The organism is Butyrivibrio sp. AE3006 (assembly GCF_000424165.1).
Lineage (GTDB): Bacteria > Bacillota > Clostridia > Lachnospirales > Lachnospiraceae > Butyrivibrio.
Genome location: NZ_AUJJ01000012.1, coordinates 110383 through 135321, shown reverse-complemented (window position 1 = coordinate 135321; position 24939 = coordinate 110383). Strand labels below are relative to the sequence as shown.

20 protein-coding genes are annotated in these 24939 nt (G+C 35.1%); 16 read left to right on the top strand and 4 right to left on the bottom strand.

Annotated features, from left to right (window positions below; translation table 11 throughout):
- Window positions 1–263 precede the first annotated feature (263 nt).
- The gene (locus G603_RS0108640; protein WP_026669974.1) at window positions 264–1592 is read right to left on the bottom strand and encodes an IS30 family transposase; all 1329 of its coding nucleotides are present in this window, start codon (window positions 1590–1592) and stop codon (window positions 264–266) included.
- A gap of 284 nt (window positions 1593–1876) precedes the next feature.
- Between G603_RS0108640 and G603_RS0108635 the strand changes: the two genes are divergently transcribed.
- The 4 genes from G603_RS0108635 (at window position 1877) to G603_RS19745 (ending at window position 6160) form a co-directional block, all read left to right on the top strand.
- On the top strand, window positions 1877–3274 hold the full coding sequence (locus tag G603_RS0108635; protein WP_026669973.1) for a sugar transferase: 1398 nt from the start codon (window positions 1877–1879) through the stop codon (window positions 3272–3274).
- A gap of 21 nt (window positions 3275–3295) precedes the next feature.
- Window positions 3296–4447: a glycosyltransferase family 4 protein gene (locus tag G603_RS0108630; protein ID WP_026669972.1), complete on the top strand. Its 1152-nt coding sequence runs from the start codon at window positions 3296–3298 to the stop codon at window positions 4445–4447.
- Between the two features lie 53 nt (window positions 4448–4500).
- Window positions 4501–5064 (top strand): VanZ family protein, encoded by a 564-nt coding sequence (locus tag G603_RS21475; protein ID WP_026669971.1) that lies wholly within the window; start codon window positions 4501–4503, stop codon window positions 5062–5064.
- Between the two features lie 400 nt (window positions 5065–5464).
- Window positions 5465–6160 carry an acyltransferase gene (locus G603_RS19745; protein WP_051207656.1) on the top strand — a complete coding sequence of 232 codons (696 nt, stop codon included), beginning with the start codon at window positions 5465–5467 and terminating at the stop codon, window positions 6158–6160.
- A 100-nt stretch (window positions 6161–6260) separates the two neighbouring features.
- On the opposite strand, the gene G603_RS0108610 is transcribed toward G603_RS19745, so the two are convergent.
- On the bottom strand, window positions 6261–7385 hold the full coding sequence (locus G603_RS0108610; protein WP_026669969.1) for a glycosyltransferase family 2 protein: 1125 nt from the start codon (window positions 7383–7385) through the stop codon (window positions 6261–6263).
- A gap of 111 nt (window positions 7386–7496) precedes the next feature.
- On the opposite strand from G603_RS0108610, the gene G603_RS0108605 reads away from it, so the two are divergent.
- From G603_RS0108605 to G603_RS0108580, 6 genes are all read left to right on the top strand, one after another.
- On the top strand, window positions 7497–8699 hold the full coding sequence (locus tag G603_RS0108605; RefSeq protein WP_026669968.1) for an O-antigen ligase family protein: 1203 nt from the start codon (window positions 7497–7499) through the stop codon (window positions 8697–8699).
- Window positions 8699–9790, top strand: coding sequence for a polysaccharide pyruvyl transferase family protein (locus G603_RS0108600; protein ID WP_026669967.1), 1092 nt, complete (start codon window positions 8699–8701; stop codon window positions 9788–9790). The genes G603_RS0108605 and G603_RS0108600 overlap by 1 nt, the downstream gene beginning before the upstream one ends.
- Before the next feature lie 16 nt (window positions 9791–9806).
- On the top strand, window positions 9807–11012 hold the full coding sequence (locus tag G603_RS0108595) for a Coenzyme F420 hydrogenase/dehydrogenase, beta subunit C-terminal domain (protein ID WP_035792577.1): 1206 nt from the start codon (window positions 9807–9809) through the stop codon (window positions 11010–11012).
- On the top strand, window positions 11002–12531 hold the full coding sequence (locus tag G603_RS0108590) for a lipopolysaccharide biosynthesis protein (RefSeq protein ID WP_026669965.1): 1530 nt from the start codon (window positions 11002–11004) through the stop codon (window positions 12529–12531). The genes G603_RS0108595 and G603_RS0108590 overlap by 11 nt, the downstream gene beginning before the upstream one ends.
- Window positions 12532–12565: 34 nt before the next feature.
- Complete coding sequence (locus G603_RS0108585; protein ID WP_026669964.1) at window positions 12566–13573, top strand: glycosyltransferase family 2 protein; 1008 nt, start codon at window positions 12566–12568, stop codon at window positions 13571–13573.
- 82 nt (window positions 13574–13655) lie between these two features.
- Window positions 13656–14819 carry a glycosyltransferase gene (locus tag G603_RS0108580; protein WP_026669963.1) on the top strand — a complete coding sequence of 388 codons (1164 nt, stop codon included), beginning with the start codon at window positions 13656–13658 and terminating at the stop codon, window positions 14817–14819.
- Here G603_RS0108580 and G603_RS0108575 read toward each other — a convergent pair.
- Window positions 14816–16216 carry an O-antigen ligase family protein gene (locus G603_RS0108575; RefSeq protein ID WP_026669962.1) on the bottom strand — a complete coding sequence of 467 codons (1401 nt, stop codon included), beginning with the start codon at window positions 16214–16216 and terminating at the stop codon, window positions 14816–14818. The two genes, G603_RS0108580 and G603_RS0108575, sit on opposite strands and share 4 nt — an antisense overlap.
- A gap of 179 nt (window positions 16217–16395) precedes the next feature.
- On the opposite strand from G603_RS0108575, the gene G603_RS0108570 reads away from it, so the two are divergent.
- Window positions 16396–17490: a glycosyltransferase family 1 protein gene (locus G603_RS0108570; RefSeq protein WP_026669961.1), complete on the top strand. Its 1095-nt coding sequence runs from the start codon at window positions 16396–16398 to the stop codon at window positions 17488–17490.
- A gap of 57 nt (window positions 17491–17547) precedes the next feature.
- Here the strand turns inward: G603_RS0108570 and G603_RS0108565 are convergent, their stop codons facing one another.
- Window positions 17548–18897: a fibronectin type III domain-containing protein gene (locus tag G603_RS0108565; RefSeq protein WP_026669960.1), complete on the bottom strand. Its 1350-nt coding sequence runs from the start codon at window positions 18895–18897 to the stop codon at window positions 17548–17550.
- Window positions 18898–19242: 345 nt separating this feature from the next.
- On the opposite strand from G603_RS0108565, the gene G603_RS0108560 reads away from it, so the two are divergent.
- The 5 genes from G603_RS0108560 (at window position 19243) to G603_RS21470 (ending at window position 24939) form a co-directional block, all read left to right on the top strand.
- Window positions 19243–19950 (top strand): Wzz/FepE/Etk N-terminal domain-containing protein, encoded by a 708-nt coding sequence (locus tag G603_RS0108560; RefSeq protein ID WP_026669959.1) that lies wholly within the window; start codon window positions 19243–19245, stop codon window positions 19948–19950.
- Window positions 19951–19963: 13 nt separating this feature from the next.
- Entirely contained in the window at window positions 19964–20677 is a 714-nt protein-coding gene (locus G603_RS0108555; protein ID WP_026669958.1) for a CpsD/CapB family tyrosine-protein kinase, read from the top strand.
- 68 nt (window positions 20678–20745) lie between these two features.
- A complete protein-coding gene (locus G603_RS0108550) occupies window positions 20746–21786 on the top strand; it encodes an acyltransferase family protein (protein WP_026669957.1) in 1041 nt (346 codons plus the stop codon).
- Between the two features lie 6 nt (window positions 21787–21792).
- The gene (locus G603_RS0108545) at window positions 21793–22782 is read left to right on the top strand and encodes a hypothetical protein (protein WP_026669956.1); all 990 of its coding nucleotides are present in this window, start codon (window positions 21793–21795) and stop codon (window positions 22780–22782) included.
- A 63-nt stretch (window positions 22783–22845) separates the two neighbouring features.
- Window positions 22846–24939: a glycosyltransferase gene (locus G603_RS21470; protein ID WP_051207654.1), complete on the top strand. Its 2094-nt coding sequence runs from the start codon at window positions 22846–22848 to the stop codon at window positions 24937–24939.

Genomic DNA, 24939 nt, shown 5'->3' with positions numbered 1-24939 from the left:
CCTCGGAATTTAATAGTTAATGGTCAAAATACAGGCTGAGACATGATTAACGTCCTCCGGAGGCTCAGGGCTCCGCCCTAAGAACCTGCAAGGGACTAGTCCCTTGACCCTTTAACTGGGCTCTGCCCAGACCCGTCCTCGCCGGAAGCAGGACAGCAAGCATGCTTGCTGTCTGTTAGTTCAGGATAATCCGTGTCACTGCGTCAAGGGCTGCCCGGGCGCACGCGCCCAGCGTACTGTCCCTTGACTCCGTTCCCGCTCCATTATGAATTATTCTTTTTTGCCTTTTTGAGCAGTGAAGGTTTTAGAATAATGTCATTAGGCTTTATGATTTCAAATCTAAAAAGCTTTAATACCTTCTTGCCATAGATGAATGAGAGCATTGCATAGGGTGGTTTGTTTCCCAGCTCGGGACGGCTATAGGAGTTGATGTGATTCATCATCAGGTCAATCTGTTCCTGAGTATACTTCCCAATGTCTTTTCCTTTTGGAATGACTCTTCTTATAAATTCATGGTTGTTCTCACAAGCTCCTTTTTCGTTTGGAGCTGATGGATTGCAGTAGAATACTCTTGAGCGCAGCTCGCCATCAGAACTGTATTCGAGTGCTTCAGGATTAGAAAATTCTGTTCCGTTATCACATAAAAGGATAGGGAAGAGTTTCATGAAAAGCTTTTTTCCTAAAAGGTCATATATATCATTGAAGATGTCTATAACCGATTGTGAGTCATTTGCCGGTCTAAGAAAAGCAAGCTGGAACTTCTGTAGAACAAAGTGTATTGTCAGGAGAACGGCTCCGCCCTTAATGCCTTCAACTGAATCGAGTTCCACCACAGGAAGTTCCGGATGCTCCTCACGATATTTTAAGTAATCATCGTAGGTACGCCCCTTTCGGCATGCCTTATCAACTTTCAGTGGAACAGATTTGTTCTTTCTTACTCTGAAGCGGACTTTTCTTGGCATATCAACGTTCCTGCCATCAAAGAGTCCGTTGTCCACATATGTGTAAATGGTCTTTTCGCAGCGGAGTATCTTGTCAGGATTGTTAGTGAGGATGTGGTGTATTGACTGCCCATTCATAAGGAGGGGACTTACAACTGAATTGAGCTGCTTAAGTTCCTTCTCTGTGAGGTTGAAGCCGGATCGGGATTCACTCCTTAAGTCTTCATACTCTTTCTGCGCATAGCGTGCATTATAAAGATGCTTCTCAAGGGTGCATGTGTTTCTCACGCTGCATCCGTTGCATACATATGGAGGCTTTGTATGAAGAGGACAGAGTTCCTTCTCATAATCCGGACATGCAGGTATGCATGATCCACAGCTTCTGCAGTTCTTTTTGTTTTTCCTGGTACACTCGTCACAGGCATCCCCATAGTGAGTGCAGTGTGTTCTGTTGGCGCAATCATTGAAAGGTCGATAAGGAGCGCCCTTCTTTTCATATATGATATGTGCTCTGACTTCTTTTGAAATAGTGGTACAGTCTTTTCCTATCGCAGCTCCAATGGCTTTAAAGCTGAGAGAGTCATCCAAACCATGCTGGATTTCATAACGCTTGTCTAAATCAAGATGCTTGTTCTTATTAGTGGATTCCATAAGTTCCTCCTTAATGCCGGAGAGCATATGTGGATGAACCTATGGATGATATCAATAAGAATTAGTAAATTCCATACCCGAGTTTGGAATTAGTAAGTTCCATGTCGTGTGTTAAAGGGGTGGAATTTAGTTTTACAAGTTACTATTTTAAGAAAGTGTCTTGCAAATACTGATTTTTGGTTTTCAAGGTTATATAATTATGGTAATATTGATTTTGTGTGCTTTTATACTTTGCGCACAATTAAGCTGTAGACTTTTTATTATTTGGCGGAGTTGTTGACAAGATGAATCGATCTAATTCGGGGGCATCATTTGACATAATTCATATTCTTTTGGATATAGGCTCGATAGCGATAGCTTTTTTTATATCCTATTCAATATGGGGAAGAGGTGCCATTTCAAATGGTGATATCCAGGTACTGATGCCTGTGTATCTTGTTTCAGCATTGGTTTTTCTGTTATTTAACAGAGCACTTAATGTTTACAATACTACATTATTCTTTTACCTGGATAGAATACTTAGGAGAGAGAGTCTTGCATATATTTTTGCTCTTATATGTGCTTATGGGTTACTGTATCATTCGTTGGACAAATATATATATAACGAGCTTGTTTTAGCGCTTCCGATAGTTACTTACGTTGTAATTTTTTTAGAAATCATGTTTTTCAGGGGGATAGTTGATAGATTCATTTTACGTAAGCATGTTCCAAGAGCTTTATATGTAGGAAGCAAGGATTCATATAATAAATTCAGATATTTTCTGGAGAAGACTTCAATTCAGATAAACGAGATAGGCTACATAAGTCTGGATGATGATGATAAATCAATAGAATATATTGGTAAGCTTAAAAATCTGGAATCAATTATCCGCAAATACAACATTGATCAGGTATTCTTTTTGCAAAAGCGCGATATGGATATCATTCTTTTGCAGCAATACGTAGATATATGTATTGAAATGGGTGTCACTTGCCGAATTGTTGTGGATACCTTTAGAAGACGAAAGGCATTTTCGTTTGTGAGCAGCATAGGTACATATCCGATTTTGACATTCCATACTGTAACTATGAACAAGTACGCTGTTATTTTCAAGAGATGGTTTGATATTGTTTTTTCTCTTGTGATTATAATATTGACATCTCCAATTATGCTAATAACAGCTATTGCAATAAAAATAGATTCGCCCGGGCCTGTGTTTTTTAGGCAGGTTCGTGTAGGCAAGAACGGACGACATTTCCTTATTTGGAAATTCAGAAGCATGCGTGTTGATGCGGAAGAACTAAGACCGGAGCTTGAAAAATTCAATGATGTCAAAAACGGTATGATGTTCAAGATGAAGGATGATCCAAGAGTCACAAGAGTAGGGAAATTTATCAGGAAAACAAGCATAGATGAATTGCCACAGTTTTTTAATGTGCTTTTCGGCTCCATGAGTGTGGTAGGAACCAGACCTCCGACTATTGGAGAAGTGGAATTATATTCCATGCACGATTGGCGCAGGATCAGTATTAAACCCGGAATCACAGGAATGTGGCAGGTTAGCGGCAGAAGCAGTGTTACAGATTTTAATAAGGTAGTAGAGCTTGATACCGAATATATTGATAAATGGAGTATCTGGCTTGATATTAAGATTATAATCAAAACTGTGGGGCAGTTGTTTAAACACGAAAATTCGTACTAGAACATTTGGGAAAACGTCAACATGAAAATTGCAATGATCGGACACAAGAGAATACCGTCAAGAGAAGGCGGAATTGAGATAGTTGTTGAGGAACTATCCACCCGTCTTGTTCAGATGGGGCACTCGGTTACGGCATACAATAGAAAAGGAAAAAACGTCGCGGATAAAAATGCCGATAAAGAGGCTCACAAGCTCAAAAGATACAAGGGCATACGTATTGTTCAGGTACCAACTCCTGATGTGAAGGCACTAAATGCTGTTGTGTATTCTTTTTTAGCTACCATTATGGCACTGTTTGGAAATTATGATGTTATTCATTATCATGCAGAGGGCCCCTGTGCCATGTTAATAATTCCGCATTTTTTTGGAATCAGAACTATCGCTACGATCCATGGACTCGACTGGCAGCGTTCAAAGTGGGGAGGTTTTGCGACTAAATTCCTTAAATTTGGGGAATATATAGCAGCCAGATATGCGGATGAGGTTATAGTATTGTCTGCAAATGTACAGCAGTATTTTCTGGATACATATCACAGAGAGACAATATATATACCGAATGGAGTTAATAAGACAGAGTTCCGTGAGCCTGATATTATTACCAAAAAGTTTGGACTTGAGAAAGAGAAATACATTCTGTATCTTGGAAGACTTGTTCCGGAAAAAGGAATATCTTATCTGGTCAAGGCATTTTCTAAGTTAGATACAGATCTTAAGCTTGTTATAGCCGGTGGCGGAAGTCATTCAGATGACTATGTAAAGAAGATAATGGATTACTCGGAAAAAGACAAGCGCATTATAATGACAGGATTTGTTCAGGGACATATTCTGGCAGAGCTGTTTAGTAACTGCTATATGTATGTACTTCCAAGTGATGTAGAGGGTATGCCCATAAGCCTTTTAGAGGCCCTGAGCTATGGCAGGAAGTGTCTTGCCAGCAATATACCGGAAAATTCTGAAGCGGCCCTTGAATATGCTCAGTATTTTGAAAAATCCAATGTGGATGACCTTGCAAAAAAGCTTAATGAATGCATAAAGAATCCTGAGATATTCCATACTGATGAAGAGATAATGAATTACTGCGATAAACGATTTAACTGGGAGCAGGTTACAGGTGAGAGTGCAAGATTATATATTGACGCGATTCTTAATGTTGAGAGACTTAATAAGGTATAATAACGAAAGATAAGCGTACTGTCAGAGAAAAATCGAAATGAGAATTTTGATATATGTTTGATGATTATTTTGACTTGTTTAAATATATACTTGGCGGAGAAACAGAAGGGATTAGTATATTAAGCCTGTCAGTGCTGATAATTATCGAGGCGGTTTTGATCTTTTTGTCAGCTGTGATAGTAAATAAAAAAAGAAAAATCTCATACAGGAAAATGCTTCACTTATTTTTGATTGTTGCATATTTAACTGTAATTCTTACTTTTACTATTTTAAGAAGACCTGTAGGGTCAAAAGTAGGAGAGGTTTATCTTAATCTGGATCTTGGGTTTGGCCTGAGAGGATATACACCATCATTTTGGAGCAGTACAATGAGTATTCTTAATATTATACTGTTTATCCCCTGGGGCTTTTTAGTTTGTCCGTTTCTTAAAATAAAAAAACTTTATTTGAGAATATTCATTTCTACGATAATCGGAATGATTACCAGCGTGCTTATCGAGAATTATCAGCTCCTAAGTTCCACGGGAAGGTTTGAAGTAACGGATATAGTGACTAATACTTATGGTACATTGGTTGGAGCGGTGATCGCTGCCATTGTGTTTAAAAAGAAAATATAGAGCATAGTAACTGATTGTTACAGAAGCAGATATTTATTTAAAAATTGAAAGGAAATATATAGTGAAGAAAGGGTTTATAAATCAGATAGTAGGGTGAATGATAGCAGCTATCGTAGTATTTCTTGTTGTAAATATCGTTTCTTTTGCATATGAAAGACCGGTTGGATGGCTTGATACACCTCATGGAGCATCATTAGCAGTTAGAAAGCCAAATTCAATTTTAGTTCATGGTAATGAAGGCTTTTCAATACAAAACTATCACTTTTGTTTTTGTATCGTTAGCATGGGTGATTTTTAGAATGAATAGTATAGCGGATGCTGCACAGTTTTAACGCGATATTATTTGCCTTGGATGACTGGTTCCGTAGATTTGTTTCATAACAATATAAAGGAGAGATTAGTGAAGGACTATTTAGATCTGATCAAACGAAAGATAACAGGAAGAATGACTTCCGATGAATTTATTGATTATTTAAGGGAGCGTGGGGTAAGGATTGGTGAAAACGTTGTTTTTATCTATCCGAAGAACACAGGAATTGATGTTCAGGCCGGTTTCCTTATCAGCATAGGAGATAATGTTACAATAACACCTGAAGTACTTATTCTGGCTCATGATTTCAGCTATTCTGTGCTTAATGATGTATATAAAATAATGCCACAAAATCACAGAGAAACAAAAATTGGCAATAATGTCTTCATAGGCATGAAAGCAGTTATTTTGATGGGCACTGAGATAGGTGATAATTGTATTATTGGTGCAGGCTCTGTGGTTAGCGGTAAGATTCCGTCAGGAACAGTTTGGGCCGGTAACCCTGCAAGACAGATATGTACACTTGAAGACTATAAGAAAAAGAGAGAAGCTCATTACCACGATGGAGCGGTTTGTCTTGCAAAAGGAATAATTGAGAGATTTCACAGAAAGCCCACATATAAAGAAATGGGTGCATACATTGGACTTTTTGCTCCCAGAACAGAGGAATACAGGAAGTATTTCATGGAAATATCCAGATTGCCTATGTCAGGTGAAAATGTGTGGAATTTTGAGCCACAATATGAGGACTTGGATGATTTCCTGAAAAAGAATGGACTAATGTGATGATTTTTGATTTCCTGTACATGTAGTAAAAAATAATGCTTTCAAATGAGATTGAAATGATTTATCTCATTTGAAAGCATTATGTTAGATGTTTGACTAATTAGTGCGTTTCGCAGAAAAGCTTATAGTGTCCATAATCCATGGAGGTTATGAATTTATAAAGAGGATGATACTTTTTATCGCATTCATAAGCAGTACTGTACCGGCTCAATAGGTCGGCGGTTACTGTGAAAGCAGCTTTTTGAATTTCTTCAGACAGACGACTGAGTCTTTTTTCGTTTAAAATGATTTGCTGCATTATTTTATTATGATATGCAAGATCCTTAGGCAAACCTAATAATGAATACTCTTTTAGTATTAGCCTGGTAACCCATATGGTGTCTATGGATTTAGGCTTTTTGGCAGAAGAATGGGATATACTGCTGCCAACGATTCTGTAATAATATACATAATTGGGAATGGTATATATTCTATCAGCCATTTGATACAGGAAAAAAGTACATATCGAATCTTCAAACCATAATGACATTGGGAAGATGAGATTTTCAAATAGCGTGCTTTTATACACTTTTCCCCAGGGCATGCCGATCAGCTTGCTGGTATCTTCGATTCGTTCTTCCTTTAAGTGGTTGTATTTTATGGAATAAGTGTCATAAAGTCTGAAGTGAGCGCCTTCAACAATATCAGCGTCATTTTTAAAGGCACAATTCATTAAACTTTGGACTGCTCCCTGGGGTATATAATCATCGGAATCGATAAAAGTAACGTATTTTGCGGTTATATTTTGAATTCCAAGATTTCTTGCGGATGGTCCACCATTTTTTGAATTGATAATTTCTATGTTAGCATGTGTTGCGTATTTTGATAAAATATCACCTGTGTTATCAGTGGAGCCATCGTTTACTATTGTCAGCTTCCAGGTGTAAGATGTTTCCTGATTTATTATGGAATCTATACATGCTTCAAGATATTTTTCGGTATTGTATGTGGGTACAACAATCTGTAAATCATAGAGAGGATTGCTATCAACATTGTTGGAATGGATGCATGTACTATCAGGATCAGGATTATTGGATTCTAAAACTGAATAAGCTTTATCCAAATCTTCCGATAGGATTTCTTTTGAAAAAGAATAGTTCAAAACATATCTGAATTGTTTAACTATAGAAAGTATTGGAGATTTCTTTATAAAGTTTTGAAAATTTATTAGTATTGCTAATAGCATAATGCACTCCTGCCTCGTATGATTATGTTAGTTTAACATAAAATTTTTTTGTTTTCTATATGAATAGCAGAGCAATGCAGTGATTTAATGCAGTATTTGGAGATATTTCGTATGGTATTTGAGATAAATGATAAATTAGTATCAAGATTCATAACTATTTTATTGTTTCATGTGTCATTTGTAGTAGTTCGAATAGGAAATTATAATTTATTTCAAAATGTGTTAGTTGCGATAATTGCGATTTATTTGATAATGAATTATAAGTTTCTTCTGAAATCTGAATATTTGGTTTTAAATGGTATTGTAGCTTTACTTGCCGTGGAAATGTTTATACCTATGCTTGTAAACAGAGATATTTTGGATGTGTCAGTCAGATATGCCGGAGTGGTTGTGGCGACATTCATAGTCCCGTTTTATGTTCTTGAATGCGAGAAAGTTAAAGGTAATATTCTGGAGGTTATCAGAACCCTTTATATATGCGGAGCATTTTATTGCATTATTTCGGATATAACCGGCATTATGACCGGTGCTAAATATGTTGGAATAGGAAACTATCTGGTTGGTAATAAATTTAACCTTTCATATTTACATATTCTTACTTTGGTGCTGTTTCTTTACATTAATTCTATAAAACCGCAAGCAAAGGTTGTCATACTTTTTCACGTCATTTTGACGATTGCAATCTGTATATATAGTGAATGTTCAACAGCAGTTGTTGGAGTGATAGTGCTGCTTTCAATGTATGAATTTAAAGATTCTATAATACAAATACTAAAGAGGTACACTGTTTTTTTGATAATGTTGTTTGTTGCTTCTACAATACTGATATTATTTTCGAATATCATCTATTATGAACCTATTAAATATATTATTGTCGAAGTGTTACATGAAGATATGACTCTCTCAGGCCGAATGACAGGATTTCAGGGTATTTTACCGGCAATCATGTACAAGCCGGTTTTTGGGGTGGGATATTCAAATAATTACGTTGCCGCTATGTTATTTACAGGCGGCATGGCTGACCTTCAGAATGGTTTGGCGGATATATTGCTATCCTTTGGAATTGTTGGGACTGTATTGATTTTAATAATTGTATATATAGCTTTTAAGAATACAAATGAGAAACAGTGTGCGGGATTTCTTTTTATGGCATACATGTATGTTATTCTTTCTTCAGTAGAAGTGACTCTTAATTTGAAATTCTTAGTTGTAATAGCACTTCTTATGTTCGGCTTTGATGATAGCATTCAACAAAATATATACAAGAAAGAACCAAAAAGTATTTTTTATTTTGAGAGAAAAGGGAAAAAATAATGAGAATTGCTATCTTATCGATGCAAAGAGTATTAAATTACGGATCAGTGCTACAGGCGTATTCTTTACGTGAAATAATAAGAGAACTTAGCGGAGAAAGTGCGGATTTCCTGGATATAAAAGAAGAACCATTCATTGAAGCGTGCATGCCGGTGCAGGATGATGATGATTATGCCCAGGAATCTTATTTTGCTAATCCTTTATTTGATAAAGCTAAAAAATATGTGATGTATCGAATTCAGCAGTTTTCTTTTTTTAGAAAGATCAGAGAATTTTGGAAAACTGAATTAGGAATGACTGAAGATACTTCGTGCAAGACCTATGATTTGGTTTTTGTCGGCAGTGATGAGGTTTTCAAATGTACTAACAGGATTAGAAAGCAATTGTATGGTGAAGTAGACAACGCTGAGGCTATCGTTACATATGCAGCATCATGCGGTAGCGCTGTTTACGAAGGAATTCCGCACAATCATGTTGATGATGTTAAGAAATGCCTGAGTAATTTTAAGAAACTCTCGGTTCGGGATTTGGGAACAAAGGAATATATTTCTCATTTGTATGATGGTGAAATAGAGTATAATTTGGATCCTGTACTTGTCGGACCTTTGCCCGGACAGGTTAGAAAAACTGTTGGCTTAAAAAATTATATGATCGTTTACGCATATAATGACAGGATACGGTCAAAAAAAGAGATAGATGCAATTAAAAACTTTGCTAAGAATCATGGACTAAAGACGGTTTGCTGTGGAGGAGTTCTGTATTGGTGCGATCTATTTATTCCGGCAGATCCCTTTCGCGTTCTTGATTATTTTTATAATGCTGAATATATAGTGACAGATACTTTTCATGGAACTATCTTTTCTGTTATCAATCATAAAAAGTTTGTTTCAATTATCAGAGCAACAAACAAGAATAAAATGACTAATCTTTTAGCGGATTTACAACTTGAAGACAGGAAGTTAGAAGATATTTCAAAGTTAGAAGATGTGATCAATAAAGAAATTGATTATGATAAAGTAGACTCAATTCTTGAAACTGAGAGAAAGAAGAGTAAGAAATATATCAAAGAGTGTATCGAACTTGCAAAATAATTTGGAGAGAAAACAAATGAAGGAACATATTGATCTGGCGGATGATCCTAGTAGTTGTTGTGGATGCGGCGCATGTGCCGTAATATGTCCTAAATCAGCTATTACTATGGAAGAGGATGAATGTGGTTATATATATCCTGTTATAGATAGTAACAAATGTATAAAATGTGGAAAATGCTTAAATAATTGTAGCTACAAAAAAGAGTCAAAATGGAAAAATAAGCCCTTAATAGGATATGCTGCTATAAATACAAATGATAAGATGTACGGAAAAAGTGCATCCGGAGGAGTGTTTTCTGCTATAGCTGCTTCATTTATAAGTAGTGGCGCCCATATATGCGGGGCAGCTGAAATTATGACAGATGATTTATATACGGTAAGACATGTTATTGGAAATGATGTAGCTACTCTTAAGAAAATTCAAGGCTCTAAATATGTTCAATCAGATGCGTATATGAGTTTTGGCGAAATCATAAATTTACTTAATAGTGGGCAAAAAGTACTTTTTAGTGGGACACCATGTCAGGTAGATGCTTTAAAAACTATTACCGGTAATCCCGATAATCTTTATACAATAGATTTGATATGCCATGGTGTGCCTTCTCAAAAAATGTTCAACGAATTCTTAGGACAATTAAAGAAAGATTTAAATGCTAAGATTTCCAGATTTGTTTTTCGCTTTAAATCGAAAAATACGAAGGAATTCAATGCTGCTGTCTACTGCGTAAAATATTATTATTTAATACCGCATGCACTTTTATCATATTACAAGCTTTTTTTAGATGGGGTGATATATAGGAAAAATTGCTATTCATGCCCATATGCATGTGAAATGCGAGTTGCTGATATAACTATAGGCGATTTTTGGGGAATCGAAGAGCAGCATTCAGATGACGTTAATGAAGGTCGCATTGATTTGTCAAAATGCTGGTCTGGATTATTGGTGAATACAGATAAAGGTGAAGAACTTCTTAGAGAAAACCTGGAGTTTCTTAATATTGTTTCATCAGATTATTCAAAGATAGCTGCTAAAAATAAACAATTAAGGGTACCTAGTCAGGAGCCTGATGAAAGAGATCATATTTTATCCATATATCGTAGTGAAGGTTACCGTGGTGTTGAAAGACAATTTAGAAAAAAAATGGGTGGACCTATAAAATTTTTGATTAAAAGAATGATTTATATAAAGAAATATAAATCTGGAGATGATAATGAATTCTAATAGAACAAAAAATGCGTCCAGAAATATAGTTTTTGGACTTGTGATGAAAATAATTCAAATAGTCCTTCCGTTTATTACAAGAACAGCCATTATTTATATTCTTGGAATGAAGTATTTGGGGCTATCAAGTTTGTTTACATCGATTTTGTCAGTCTTGAATTTGGCAGAATTGGGTGTAGGCAGTGCGATGGTTTATAGCATGTATAAACCAATAGCAGAGGATGATCATTCAAAAGTATGTGCTTTGATGGCACTTTACAAATTGTATTACAGAATAATAGGTTTCGTAATACTAATGCTTGGACTTATACTTATACCATTTATTCCCAAATTGGTTAAAGGTGATGTTCCTGCTGATGTTAATATTTATATACTTTATATAATTAATCTTGGAGCTACGGTACTATCTTATTGGTTGTTTGCATACAAAAATAGTATTCTGTCTGCGCATCAAAGGGAGGATGTAGCAAGTAAAGTAAATATATCAATGTCTTTATTACAAAATATTCTCCAGATTGTTTTGCTGATATTTACTCATAATTACTACACTTTTGTAATGGTTACGCTGTTTATTCAGATATTGACAAATATTATAACAGCCTATTTTGCCAATAAATTGTTCCCGGACTATCACCCTGAAGGAAGCTTACCAAAGGAAGAATTGCATAGTATTAACAGGCAAATAAGAGATTTGTTTACTGCCAAATTCGGAGGCGTTATTTTTTCATCAGCTGACTCTCTGGTGATATCAGCATTTTTAGGACTGGAAATGGTTGGTATTTATCAGAATTACTATTATGTAGTCAACTCATTGATTGGAATAATTCAGATAGTTTTTGCGGCATGTATGGCAGGAATCGGGAACAGTATAATTACAGAGACACCTGAGAAAAACTATAATGACTTAAATAAATTCACGTTTATTATTGCTTGGGTGTCAGGCTTTTGTACCTGTTGTCTTGTATGTATGTATCAGCCTTTTATGGAATTATGGGCCAAAAAAGAGAATATGCTGTCCTTTGAGTTTGTTATCCTTATCAGCGCATTCTTTTTTGTTTGGGAATTATATAGGGTAATGAATGTTTATAAGGATGCTGCAGGGTTATGGCATGATGATCGCTTCAGACCATTGGCAATAGCATTAACGAATCTGGGATTAAACATCGTTATCGTAAAGTTTTGGGGAATATACGGAGTAATACTTTCCACATTACTTTCAGTATTATTTATTGGAGCTCCGTGGTTGTTAAGAAATATTTTTTCCACTTTGTTTCCTAAAACATTCGAAAGAATGTATATAATGAATATTTTGAAGTACACATTGGTTACAGTTATTAGTACTGCCATAGTCTATTTATTAAGTAGTAGTCTTACGGCAAATATGAGTCTGTTGTTTCAGCTGATTGTAAGAGCAATTATATGCGTGATTCTCTGTAATCTACTGTTTTTGATAGTATATTGCAAAACTCATGAGTATAAGGAAGCTCTGGCACTGGTAAAAAAAATGATAAAAAGATAATTTCTATTTAGTATATTTTTGGAGAAGAAGATAAATGAAAGAGACATTTTTTAGTCTTATTTTGCCGGTATATAATATCAAAGATTATATCAGACGATCGGTGGATTCCATTTTGAAGCAGGATTTTGATGATTACGAGATGATCCTTGTAGATGATGGTTCAACTGATGGTTGTGCAGAGATATGTGATGAATTGGAAACGACAGACAGTAGGATATCCGTTATTCATAAAGAAAACGGTGGCCTGTCCAGTGCCCGTAATGCCGGTGTCAATGTAGCAACGGGAAAATATATATTTTTTATAGACCCTGATGATTGGATCGAGCAGGGAGCACTTTCACTTTTGCACCGTTGTTTATGTGAATTTCCCTGTGATGTTTTGAAGTTCAATTATATTAGCAGACCTGATGGTGAAATTTGGAAATCATCTATCCCGGTTGGACAATACGATGCCAATGACATTAGCTCTTTCATAGTCAAGGAAGCCCTTATCAACACAGGACAGGTGAATTTTTCAGCCTGGTCACATATTTATAATCTGGAGTTTTTAAATAAGAATGAGATCCGATTTGTTTCTGAAAGAGAGATAGCCAGCGAAGATTATTTATACAATTTTCAGGTATATTTGACGGCGCAAAGTATGAAGGTTATCGATAATGCGTTATATGATTATGATTTTCGAGATGGTAGTTTGAGCCGCAGATACAGATATGAAATATTTGAACAGTATGAAGCGTTAAATAGCAAAATGGTGAATTTTGCAAAAAAGAAGAATAAGTATTCTGATTTAGAAAATGAATTATATGATTCTTATATAGGTAAAACTTTTTATGTGGTTATAAAGAATGAATGCACCGTGAATAATACGCATCCTCGAAGCGAGGCATTAAGAAAGATTAAAGGAGTACTTAACCACAATAAATTAAGGATTGCATTGGCAAATTATAAATGCAATGATTGTGGATTTAAGAAACGGTTGATGCTGTTTTTAATGAAACATAAAATGGCATTTGCAATATATTTGTGGCATATACGCAGTTAACAGAATGCTATTTGTGTGATTGTGGATATATTAGAAAGGAAATATGATGTTATTTGCTTTTAGTAGCATCATAGGACGATAAATGAAAAAATTATTAATAGTGATGACAACCCTCTATAATGGTGGTGCAGAAAAAAGCCTTGTAAATATGTTAAATGAACTTCCAAAAGGGAAATATGAGATAGATGTTCTTTTATTTAAGAGACGAGGCTTGTTTTTGGCGCAGGTTCCTTCGGAGTTCACTGTTCTTGAGACCCCATCCGACGTAAAAAGGTTGTATGGTTCACTTTCCGATGCCGGATTACTGCTTCCCTATAAGCTTATAGCAAATGGTATTTCTTCTATATTTTCAAATAATGTAGAGGAAATGAGAGCTTTTAGGTGGAAACATTTCTATGGTAAAAAAATCAAAAAGCTGGAAAAGAAATATGATGTAGCGCTGGCATATATTTCCGGCGAGGTTTTATATTTTATAGATGAAAAAGTTGATGCAGATAAAAAGCTGGTATGGATTCATACGGATTATCGCTCGGCGGGCAATCCCAGAGAATATGACCATAGTTATTTTGAAAGAGTCAACGGTATTGTTACTATCTCCGATACCTGCGCTAACATTCTGAACGAAGAATTTCCTGAGTTTAAAGATAAAATATATATGATTGAAAATATCACTTCATCTGTGGTGGTAAAAAAGAGAGCATCAGAGTTTGTTCCTGAAGAATATGATCTGAATACCAACTGTATCGTATCTGTCGGGAGAATGAATGAAGAAAAGGGCTTTGATATGGCGATTGAAGCTGCTTCATTATTAAAAAAGCGTGGTGTTCCATTCAAGTGGTATCTCGTAGGATCGGGCGATTTGGAGGAGCAGCTGAAGCAGCAGACAGAAAAATGTGATGTTCAGGATAGCTTTATTATGGTGGGTGCCAAGGAAAATCCATATCCATATATAAAAAATGCAACGGTATTCATACAACCATCACGATATGAAGGAAAGTCGGTTGTTATTGATGAGGCAAAGATCCTGGGAATACCAATTATTGCAACTAACTATCCTACCGTAGCTGATCAGATAAAAGATGGTGATGAGGGCATAGTGGTATCTATGAATCCGGAAGGCATCGCAGATGGTGTAGAGAAATTACTGAACAGTGAAGAACTCAGAACACATTTGCATCAGTATTTAAGTGAACGTGAATACGGCAATCAGGATGTAATAGCAAAGTATATGGATTTGATAGATTAAAGGTGCACCGAATTATTATCCTTCTCTGAGTCGAGTGAAAAAACAACACATTGAGTGACCATACAGAAAAGGAAGTTGCTCATGTTTGCAGTCGATAGGGTTGACATTAAATATGCAATCGGCATGATGGCCATAACGATAAACAGTTTTTTATCCTGGGTGCTTCTCTGATTGTATGCCAATAATGCTAAATAGATAAATAAAGAGATATAGCCGAGCATACCGAGGATACCCTCTGAAATCAGGATTTGTACTATACCCATATCGAATGAGTAAAAGGGAACCCATTTTCCCCAACCGTTGTAAAGAACATCTCCGTTTTTAAGGGCACCATTACCTAAACCGAATATGGGATTTTTGGAAAATGCATATTTGACTCCGGTTAATTGGAATGTTCTGGATGATACACCATATTTATTGTCACCAAATCCGTCAATTCCATAGGGGGCTGATGAATCAATGTCAAATTCAAAACCAAATTCATTCAGAACCGCTTTTGCTGAGCCTTCATAGAAGTATTTTGCATACGGACTAAGCATCGAGTAAAAAGAAATTAAAAGCAGGAATAATACGCTAAGAATAGCTATATTCTTTAGAGCAGGGATTATCTTTTGCTTTGTTATATAAAGATAGATCAGGTAAACAAAAGTGATTGCAAAGAAAAATATAATATCCGCTCTGGATCCGGAATGTATTGTTGCGAGAAAATTTACAAGGATTATTCCAAGATATAACTTGTTCTTTTTAAGGTTATACAAATACAGAACAAGAGGGAAGATCATAATGCACATATTTCCATAAAAAACAGGAAGGCCCATGGTCGTTGTTGCCCTGAGTAAGCCCAACCTTACATAGAAATCGTTGTTCATTTCGCGATTTACAGTATATAGTGCCTGGAATGGTCTGATATAAGTATAACTCTCAAAAACGCCCACCCAAAAAAGAACGGATGCGGTAAATACGATGGATTTAATGATTTTGATGATTTCGTTTCTGTCCGGTTGTAACAAGAAGAACGCGATGATCAGGCATAACTCTTCGAAAAGAATTTCAAGTATCGTTTTTGTTGCCTGAAAGTATTTTGAGAGATAGAAGATATTGCTTATAATTCTAAAAATAAAGTATCCCACAAGAAATATTGTCCTAAATGGGGGTTTTGTCAGCCATTCCTTTATGGATACATTTTTCTTTCGGTTGATTAAAGCGTAAATATAGAACACCACAAGCATGATTCTGCTTACAGTTATTATAGGGAGATCAGGTGAAATATCAAATCCATAATATTCCGGTAAAAAGAGCAGACATGGAATTATCAGGCATGGATAAAGCTTGTTTTTAAAGCAATATATGTTTAAAAGGAATAAAACGATAGAAAATATTAGTAAAAACACAAACATCGTTTGCATGACTCCTGATCAAGTAATAAATAGTATATTTTGCGCCATATTTTCAAGTATATGGTAGCCGGTCATTTTATTATACACTATGAAAAGGGTATATTAAATTTTTAAATATTCTGACTCTGTGATTACAGGGGATATTTAGAAGGCCAAATAAGAAATAAAGGTTAAAGAATATGATTAGAATTTTACAAGTGGTTAATAATATGCATAGAGCAGGGCTTGAGACAATGCTCATGAATTATTACAGACATATTGACAGAAGCGAGATTCAGTTCGATTTTCTTACACACAGACCTGATAAAGATGATTATGACGATGAGATCCTGTCTTTAGGCGGAAAAGTCTATTATGCTCCAAGATTGTATCCTCAAAACTATGGTGCTTATTTTAGATTTATGAAAGCCTTTTTTGAAGAACATCATGAATACAAAATCATGCATTCACATATAGATGCTATGAGTTATATTCCTTTAAAGGCAGGGATGAAAAACGGTGTACCGGTAAGAATTGCCCACAGTCATAATACTTCCATTGATCGTGATTTTAAATATTTGTTAAAGATGTATTATCGGTCGAGAATTACAGGTGTTGCAACAGATTTTTTAGCCTGTGGAGAAGAGGCCGGACAGTTTTTGTTTGGCAATAAGGATTTCAGGATTATTCCTAATGCAATAGACAATACTGATTTTGTGTTTGATGGGGATAAAAGGATTCAGAAGAGGCAGGAATTAGGACTAAAGGATCAATTTGTAGTCGGACATATTGGCCGTATTTCATATCAAAAGAATCATAATTTTTTAATAGAAATATTTGCAGAAATTACAAAGCTTATCCCAGATGCACAATTACTTATAATCGGAGTAGGAGAGAAAGAACAGGAGATCCGACGTCTTGTTAATAGTAAGGGTCTTGATGATAATGTAAGATTTTTAGGCAAACGTACAGATGTGGATGAACTTTATCAGGTAATGGATGCCTTTGTGATGCCTTCATTCTTTGAAGGGGTACCTGTTGTCGGAATAGAAGCACAGTTTACCAAATTGCCTTGTTTCTTTTCTGATAAAGTACCAAAAGAGGTTTCATTTTGTGAAAATACATATTTCTTACCTTTACATCAAAAAGCATCAGAGTGGGCACAATTCATAGTAAATAATGTTGATGTAAGTGACAGACAAAATAACAGGATCATGGATAATAAGTACGATATAAATGAATCGTATCATCTGTTACAGGATTATTATCTGGACATAGCAAAAAGAGTATATTAATTAAAACGTGGCACCGATCATTATGTAATCGGTGCCACGTTTTTAGCTTTAATAATTTTACTTGGTTCGGATCTTTTTAACTTTACTCCACTTTGAGTAAACGATTTTTGAACCAACCTTATAGTAAGAACGGATTTTTACATAGTAGTTTTTATCCTGCTCGATTTTGCTTATCTTTTTTGTGCCCTTATTAGGATTGTTTATAGTTACTGTTTTTACTTTCTTCTTTAATTTCTTATCAGAGCTGTACTGAATCTGGTAGCCACTGGACTGTTTGGGCTGCTTTTTCCATTTTATTGTAACTGAGTCATCGGTAGAAGTGACTTTAGTTATGCTAGTAGGAATAACTTCCGGTTCGTTTTTGCTCTCTGAGTCTTCATTATTGATTGAATTGTCTTTGGGGATGATTTCTTCATAAGAAATATTCTCTTCAATAGAAGAAGTATCTTCGGCAGATGATGCACCATTTATCCATGCGTTATCGGATGATGCAGTATAGGGATAATTTACGTTGCCATAAAGACTGTTGAGTACACTTGAATTACATTTTTCGTATTCGCTGTTAGGTATAGTATTGCCCCATACGGATTTGCATGTTTCTGAACAACTATAGCCACGAGTTGTGTTTAACTGATTTATAGTCTGAATGCAGGCTGAGTCTTTTGTATCAATACCTCCTGTAGCTGTGAGTTTACCGGCTGCATTGCTGCTAACCCATACATCGTAACTTGCAGCATAGTAAAGATAGTCATCATTTTTCACTTTGGCTTTGCCTTCCCAGAAGTGGAGGCAATTTCCCTGAAGCTCTTCTTTTGTAAGATCAACTCTTACGTAATTACTATAATTAGTAACACGTTCGCATTTTGTAGCAACTGTTGTGGTCCAGGGTAAGGTATAGATATAAATTCCTCTCGGATAGGGCTGAGACTCTATGGTAATCCATTTGTTTTGTGATTTTGAGAAAGCAAACAATTTCATCTGTCCAAGATAAACTGAAAATTTATCCGGCAATTCCATACCTGTGGTATCTTCTATAGCACCAAAACCAAGTAGAAATGATGCATTAGAGGGAACTCTTCCGATAGTAAGACCATTGTCGCGATAAGCACGAATCATCTCGTCAGAACGGGATTCGGAAGGTAAATTCATTGAACAATAAACGGGATCATTAAGTAAAGAAACAGGAATATTTCCATCGTGGACATTGTCCTGAATGTCTATAGTAGATTGATGATATGAACTCCAGCGTATAACTGAGGAATCACTTGAAGTATTATTAAACGCAAGGATTTCTTCACGTTCGAGACTTGTTGAAGTGGTTTGTGCATTTGAATAAGTAACATTACTTATAAAAAGAGAAGTGCTTAATGTAAATAGAATAAGTGTTTTAATAGGATTAATCTTCATATTAGTGTGTCCTCCGTTGTTGCAAGTTCTAGTCGTCAAAGAGAAATCATATTAATTAATTACATGTATAATGTACTATGAATTATGATTTAAATCAACAAAAATAATATTAAAATTCGAAAAAAAATATTAAGAAATGGCCAATATGCTTAAATACTGGGGTTTTTAATTATGAAAAGTTGGAAATGTGCAAAATAACATATATTTTATTATTACATATAGTCCTTTTCTCAGTTAAATTTAATATTGGAGGTATAAAACTGCTAATATACTTTTTCAATTATAAATGATATAATTCTATGGATTTTGTATCAATAATTAATATCTTATAAGGAAGGATTCTAAATGTTTAAAAATGAATTAGAAATAGATGTCTTTAGGTGTATACGTGCTTTATGGAAAAACGCTATCTATATTTTAATAATCTCAATATTGTTTTTTATAGCAGGATTTGGATTAACTCTTGATAAAGGAGAGGACAGATACGGGGCAACTGCATCAGTTTATGCCTCCGCAGTTAATTCGTATTCAGATGCGACTTTGGCAGTAACAGCGATGAACGCTTATATGGATGTGGCAAAATCATATAAGGTATGTCAGAGAGCAGCTCTTATATTAGGTAGAGGTGATATAGAAGCTGATGATATTCAGAGCAGTGTATATGTATCATCTTCTGATGACGATGAAATTACTACTTCTGTTGTTAAGACTAATTCAGCGGCAATCATTTCATTTACAGCTGACACAGATGATCCGGAAGTATCAATGGCAATGGCGGATGCTATGGCCCAGGCATATACAATTGAAATGGCTAATATATTACAGATGGATGCCGTAAAAGTTCTGGATAATGCGCATTCTTATTATGTATCACATAATGCTTTGCAATCAGCATGGAAAATTAGAATCGCATTTTTTATAGCAGGATTTGTTTTGGCCTGTGTAGCTGTTATTGTACTTGTAATAATGGACAAAAGGGTTCGCTCAATACATGAAGCAACAATTGGTGATAAGCTGACAGTAATCGGTGTTATTCCGGATTTTAAGGATTAAAGGGGACTTAAGGTTGAATAGATTAGAAATTTATAAAAACGATAATTATATTCTTAATGATGCTTTTGACCAGGTGGTTATGAATCTTCATATATTGAAGAAACAGAACGGATACAAAAGTTTTGTTATTTGTGGCTGCGAATCCGGTAATGGTGCGACAACAGTTGCAATCAATCTGTCAGCGGCTCTTGCAAGCTCAGGATGGAAGACTGTACTTATAGATGGTGATATGCGTAAGAAGAACAGCTATAAGAGACTTAATGAGTACGCTTCTGTGGGACTTTCGGATTATCTGATGAACAGAGCATTACTGGATCAAATCATATATGAAACTACCACAGACAATCTTGCATATATTCCATGCGGGGAATTGATCAATAATCCTGTACGATTACTTTGCTCTGTAAAAATGAGCGAGGTTAGAGACAAACTCGCTGATATGTACGATTTTATTATCTTTGATATGCCTGCAGTTAATGCTGCCATGGATGCGGAAGTAATAGCTGTAAATTCAGATGCGGTTATACTTGTATCTGCCATTGGAAATACAAGGAAAAAACAGCTGGTGGCGGCAGCAAATGCTCTCGTTGATGTGAAGGCCAATCTGATAGGCACAATTATCAATAAAACCGATATGGATCAATACAAAGCATATAACGATGAATATGATTACTTCCATAAAGAAAAATACAAAGATGCATCCAAAGAAAGTAAGAAAAAGAAATAAGCTGAATGAACTTATCATAGGAGGAGTTTTAGAGCAGTAGGGCAAAGGGAGGATAAATAAAAGATTTCATGCAAAATATTCAATATATTGCTCTTTACATTTTCCTAATTGCGCTGTGTTTTGTTGGAGCTAAAATAAGAAATGATAAACAGGAGAACTGCATTAGCATTCAAGCCAATGTCAACTCATTAAGGGGCGTTTTTGCTATCTTTATTATTTACACGCATTGTACTTTGGCTATTAATGATTTGCCTTTGATATTGATTCCATTAAGGAAAGTCAGTACTTTTGGTGTGGGATTTTTCTTTGTTGTTTCCGGATTTGGTTTAGCTTACTCGTTTGGTACAAAACAAGACTATTTAAAAGGCTTTTTTAGGAAGAGAGTATCAAAAATAGTAGTATTTTCATTAGTTTCGAGAATAGTATCTGAATTGATTGAAATAATTATGCTTGGAAAAAAGTTCTCTTTAAAGAGCATATTTGTATTTAACTGGTACATTTATTCATTGATCATACTTTATATTCTCTTTTTTGCAGTTTATAAAGTAGTTGAACGTAGAGATATTAGAGTAATTGCGATATGGGCATCGGTGATTTTTGTAACGCTCGTATTTTTATACTTAAATATTAACATTTTTGATTTCGGCAGAAGTTATTTTATTAGTCAATGGGCATTTCCATTTGGAATAACTATTTATGAGTGTCATGATGAAATAGATAAACTGATGGAGAAGTATAAGATACAGATATTTGCAGCTATGGCAGTACTTTTGGGCTTTTCATTCATATGGGCTCTAAAAAGTATGGAGTATAGCATTAGTGATCTGGTATCACATAATCTAATGCTTATTCCTTTTTATTATTTTGTTATGCGTACATGTAAATATGTTACATTTGATAATGTCCTATTACGTGGCCTGAAAACTATTTCTTTTGAAATATATTTATATCATAGGGTGGTCATGGTATATTTTAAAAACGTGCTTCCAACCATAGATATTTGGTTTTTCGTTTTAGTGACTTTGGTTTCAATAGTTATATCATTTGTGATGAACAAGTTTGACAATATTGTCGGTATAGGAATAAATAAGGTGTTTCGAGTAAGGTAAGGTATTATGACAATGAAGAAAAGAAAAAATATAAGAGTATTTAATATCGTAAGCTTTTTGCTTGCAATTTCTTTATTCACTTTTTCCGGAATTACAGCTTTTGCAGTTGAAGAAGAACCTGCATCGGTTGAAAATGCACAGACCGAGGGAGGAGTCGGGGAAAATGTTGAGTTATCTAATATACAGTCTAATGATTTAAAGGCTGCTTTTATTGAAGTGCAGGGCTATTCTGTTGAAAGTGGATTGCTTGAGGCCGGTAGCGACTTAGATGTTACTATTACATTGCACAATATCAGTTCTTCTGTTAGTGCAGATGGTGTGGTGATGACTATTAACAATTCCACAGGATATGTTTTCCCTAGATATGGTTCAGATAATCAGTTTTATGTGGGAAAAATTCTTCCTGATGAAAGTAAGGATATTGTAATTCCCTTAACGGTCAGTTCCAACTTTTCAGGGGATAATATCGATATTACATGTGAACTTAATTATGCTAGTGAATCAAACCTTGTTCATAATAAATCATCCATGGTCATTACATCGGCAGCCGGAAAAAGTATCATCGTTAAGAATGTTGATATAAGTAATACTGCAACACTTAATGGTAAATCATTATTGAGTATTACATATAACAATATAAGTCTTAACAATATTACTGACGCTAAATTGGTAATTGATGGTAATGTATCGGAAGAATGCAAGAATATCAATTTGGATACTGTATATGCAGGCAAAAACTATTCCAAGGATTACAATGTTGTATTTACTGAAAAAGGAAATCAGAAAATTGTACTTAAGTTAACATATACTGATTCTGAGGGTGGCTTAGTAGAAACAGACCTCGGAACATATACTGTTACAGTAAACAACAAAGATACTTCAGCCAGGATAAAAACGACTCCTAACATTACTTTGATAATAGCCGGAAGAGTGATTGCCGCAATTGCCATAATAATTGCCATTGGTATTACGATTGTGCGTTATAATAAAAAATGATTATTTAATTAAAATAAAGCTGCTTTGGATATATAGACTAAAGCAGCTTTTTTGGGATTAAGCATGAAAAGAATAGCGATTATTTCACCTTTGATTTTACCTGTACCGGCTACTGAAGGTGGGGCTGTTGAAGGGTTGATAACAAGACTTATAGATGACAATGAAAAAGCTAAACATTTTCAGATTGATCTGTTTACAGTCGGAAATGAAAGTGAAGAAATAAAAAAAGAATTCACAGATATAATTTACGTTAATATAAGTTCTGTTCAGAAGGCTATTGATAAGTTTTCCGACGCCTTTTATAGGAGAAATAAGTTATTTAGTGCAAGACGACAAATTGATAACGAGCTGATAGAAAAGTTAGCAATTAGCTTAGATCAGCTTGAGAAACCTTATGATGCGATCATTGTAGAAAATCAAATGTCTACTGCTGTCAAGGTAGTCGAGTATTGCATAGACAGGTTTGATATTCCTGTTTATTTTCATATGCATAACTGTGTTGATGTATATAGAAGTCCTGAATACATCAGAGAGTTAGTTAAAAATGGAGTACAGTTTATAGCTGTCAGCAATTATATAAAAGAAGAAATATGTTCGTGTGACAAAAATGCAGTTGTCCATGTCTTGTATAACGGTGTTGATGTTGAAAAAAGCAGAAGAAAAGAAAACAATCAGCATATAGCACGAAAATTCCTGTACGCGGGAAGGATAATCCCGGAAAAGGGAGTCCGAGAACTGGTGACTGCTTTCGGTAACTTTATTGAACAACAGGATATTGAAAGAAAAGATGAGTTCAGGCTCGATATTATAGGTTTCTCAGATAGACAGACAAAATATGAAAAGGCAGTTCAAAAGTTATCTGAAAAATATGCAAAGAATATTACATGTGTAAAAATGCTGCCGGCAGAACAGATGCCGGAGAAATTTCTCGAATATGATGCAGTAATAATGCCAACTGTTATAATTGATGCATTTGGTCTTGTTGCATTAGAGACTTTGGCTTCAGGAATTCCGCTTATTACTACTAATTCAGGGGCATTACCGGAGGTTGTAGGTGACGCGGCTGTTGTTGTGGATAAAGATCATGATTTTGTAAATAAACTTACAAACGCAATCAGTAAAGTTGCATTTGATAATGAATTGATAAAGGAATTGTCAGATAAAGGGTTTAAGCGAGTTCAAAATACGCCTTCTTTTGATATAAAGAATTATTATAATGGCTTTTTCGAGATTGTTAATTCGAAAGAAAATACTGAAAAAATCTCGGTCATTGTACCGGTTTACAATGTACAGCAATACATAAGCAGATGTATCGATTCAATAATTTCACAATCCTATCCGAATTTTGAAATTATTTTGGTAGATGACGGCTCTACTGATTTATCCGGAGAAATATGTGACTCTTATGCAAAAAAGGATAATCGCATCAGAGTGTTTCATCAGAAAAACATGGGATTATCAGCAGCACGAAATACAGGTTTGGATAATGCAAAAGGCGATCTGATTTTCTTTTGTGACAGTGATGATTACATAAAATCCGAGACACTGGAAAATATGCTGAAGAAAATGCATAGAGATCATGCGGATATCGTTGCCTGCGGAATGATGAAGGTTGGTTCTCAGAACGAATTATTTACAGCTAATGAACATGGAGTATGGAGCGGGCATGAAGCTGTTATTCAGATGATGAGGACAAATAATGTCTGTACTGTGGCATGCAATAAGCTCTATAAGAAGGAACTCTTTGATGGTATAAGATTTCCTGTGGATAAGATGCACGAAGATGAAGCAACCACTTATAAATTACTTTACAACTCAAAAATCGTCTCATATACGCCTGAGGCTTATTATCAATATTTCATCAGGCCTGATAGTACAATGGGTGGAAAAATAGATGAAAGAGGCTTTTTTATTGTTGAAGCAATGGAGGACAGAGAGCGGTATTTTGAGAATCTCAAGGAAAAAGATTTAATTGAGCATACACAGATAGCTCTTCTTGATGCTATCAAATATGTATATAGAAATTCAAAAAACGACGAGATAAAGCAGATTCTTTTGAATAAATACAGGAAAAAAGTAACAGTTAAAAATGTGCCTTTAGTTATGGGACTGACAAAAGCTATAGCACTTGTTTTGTGGAAATATATCAGATATTAA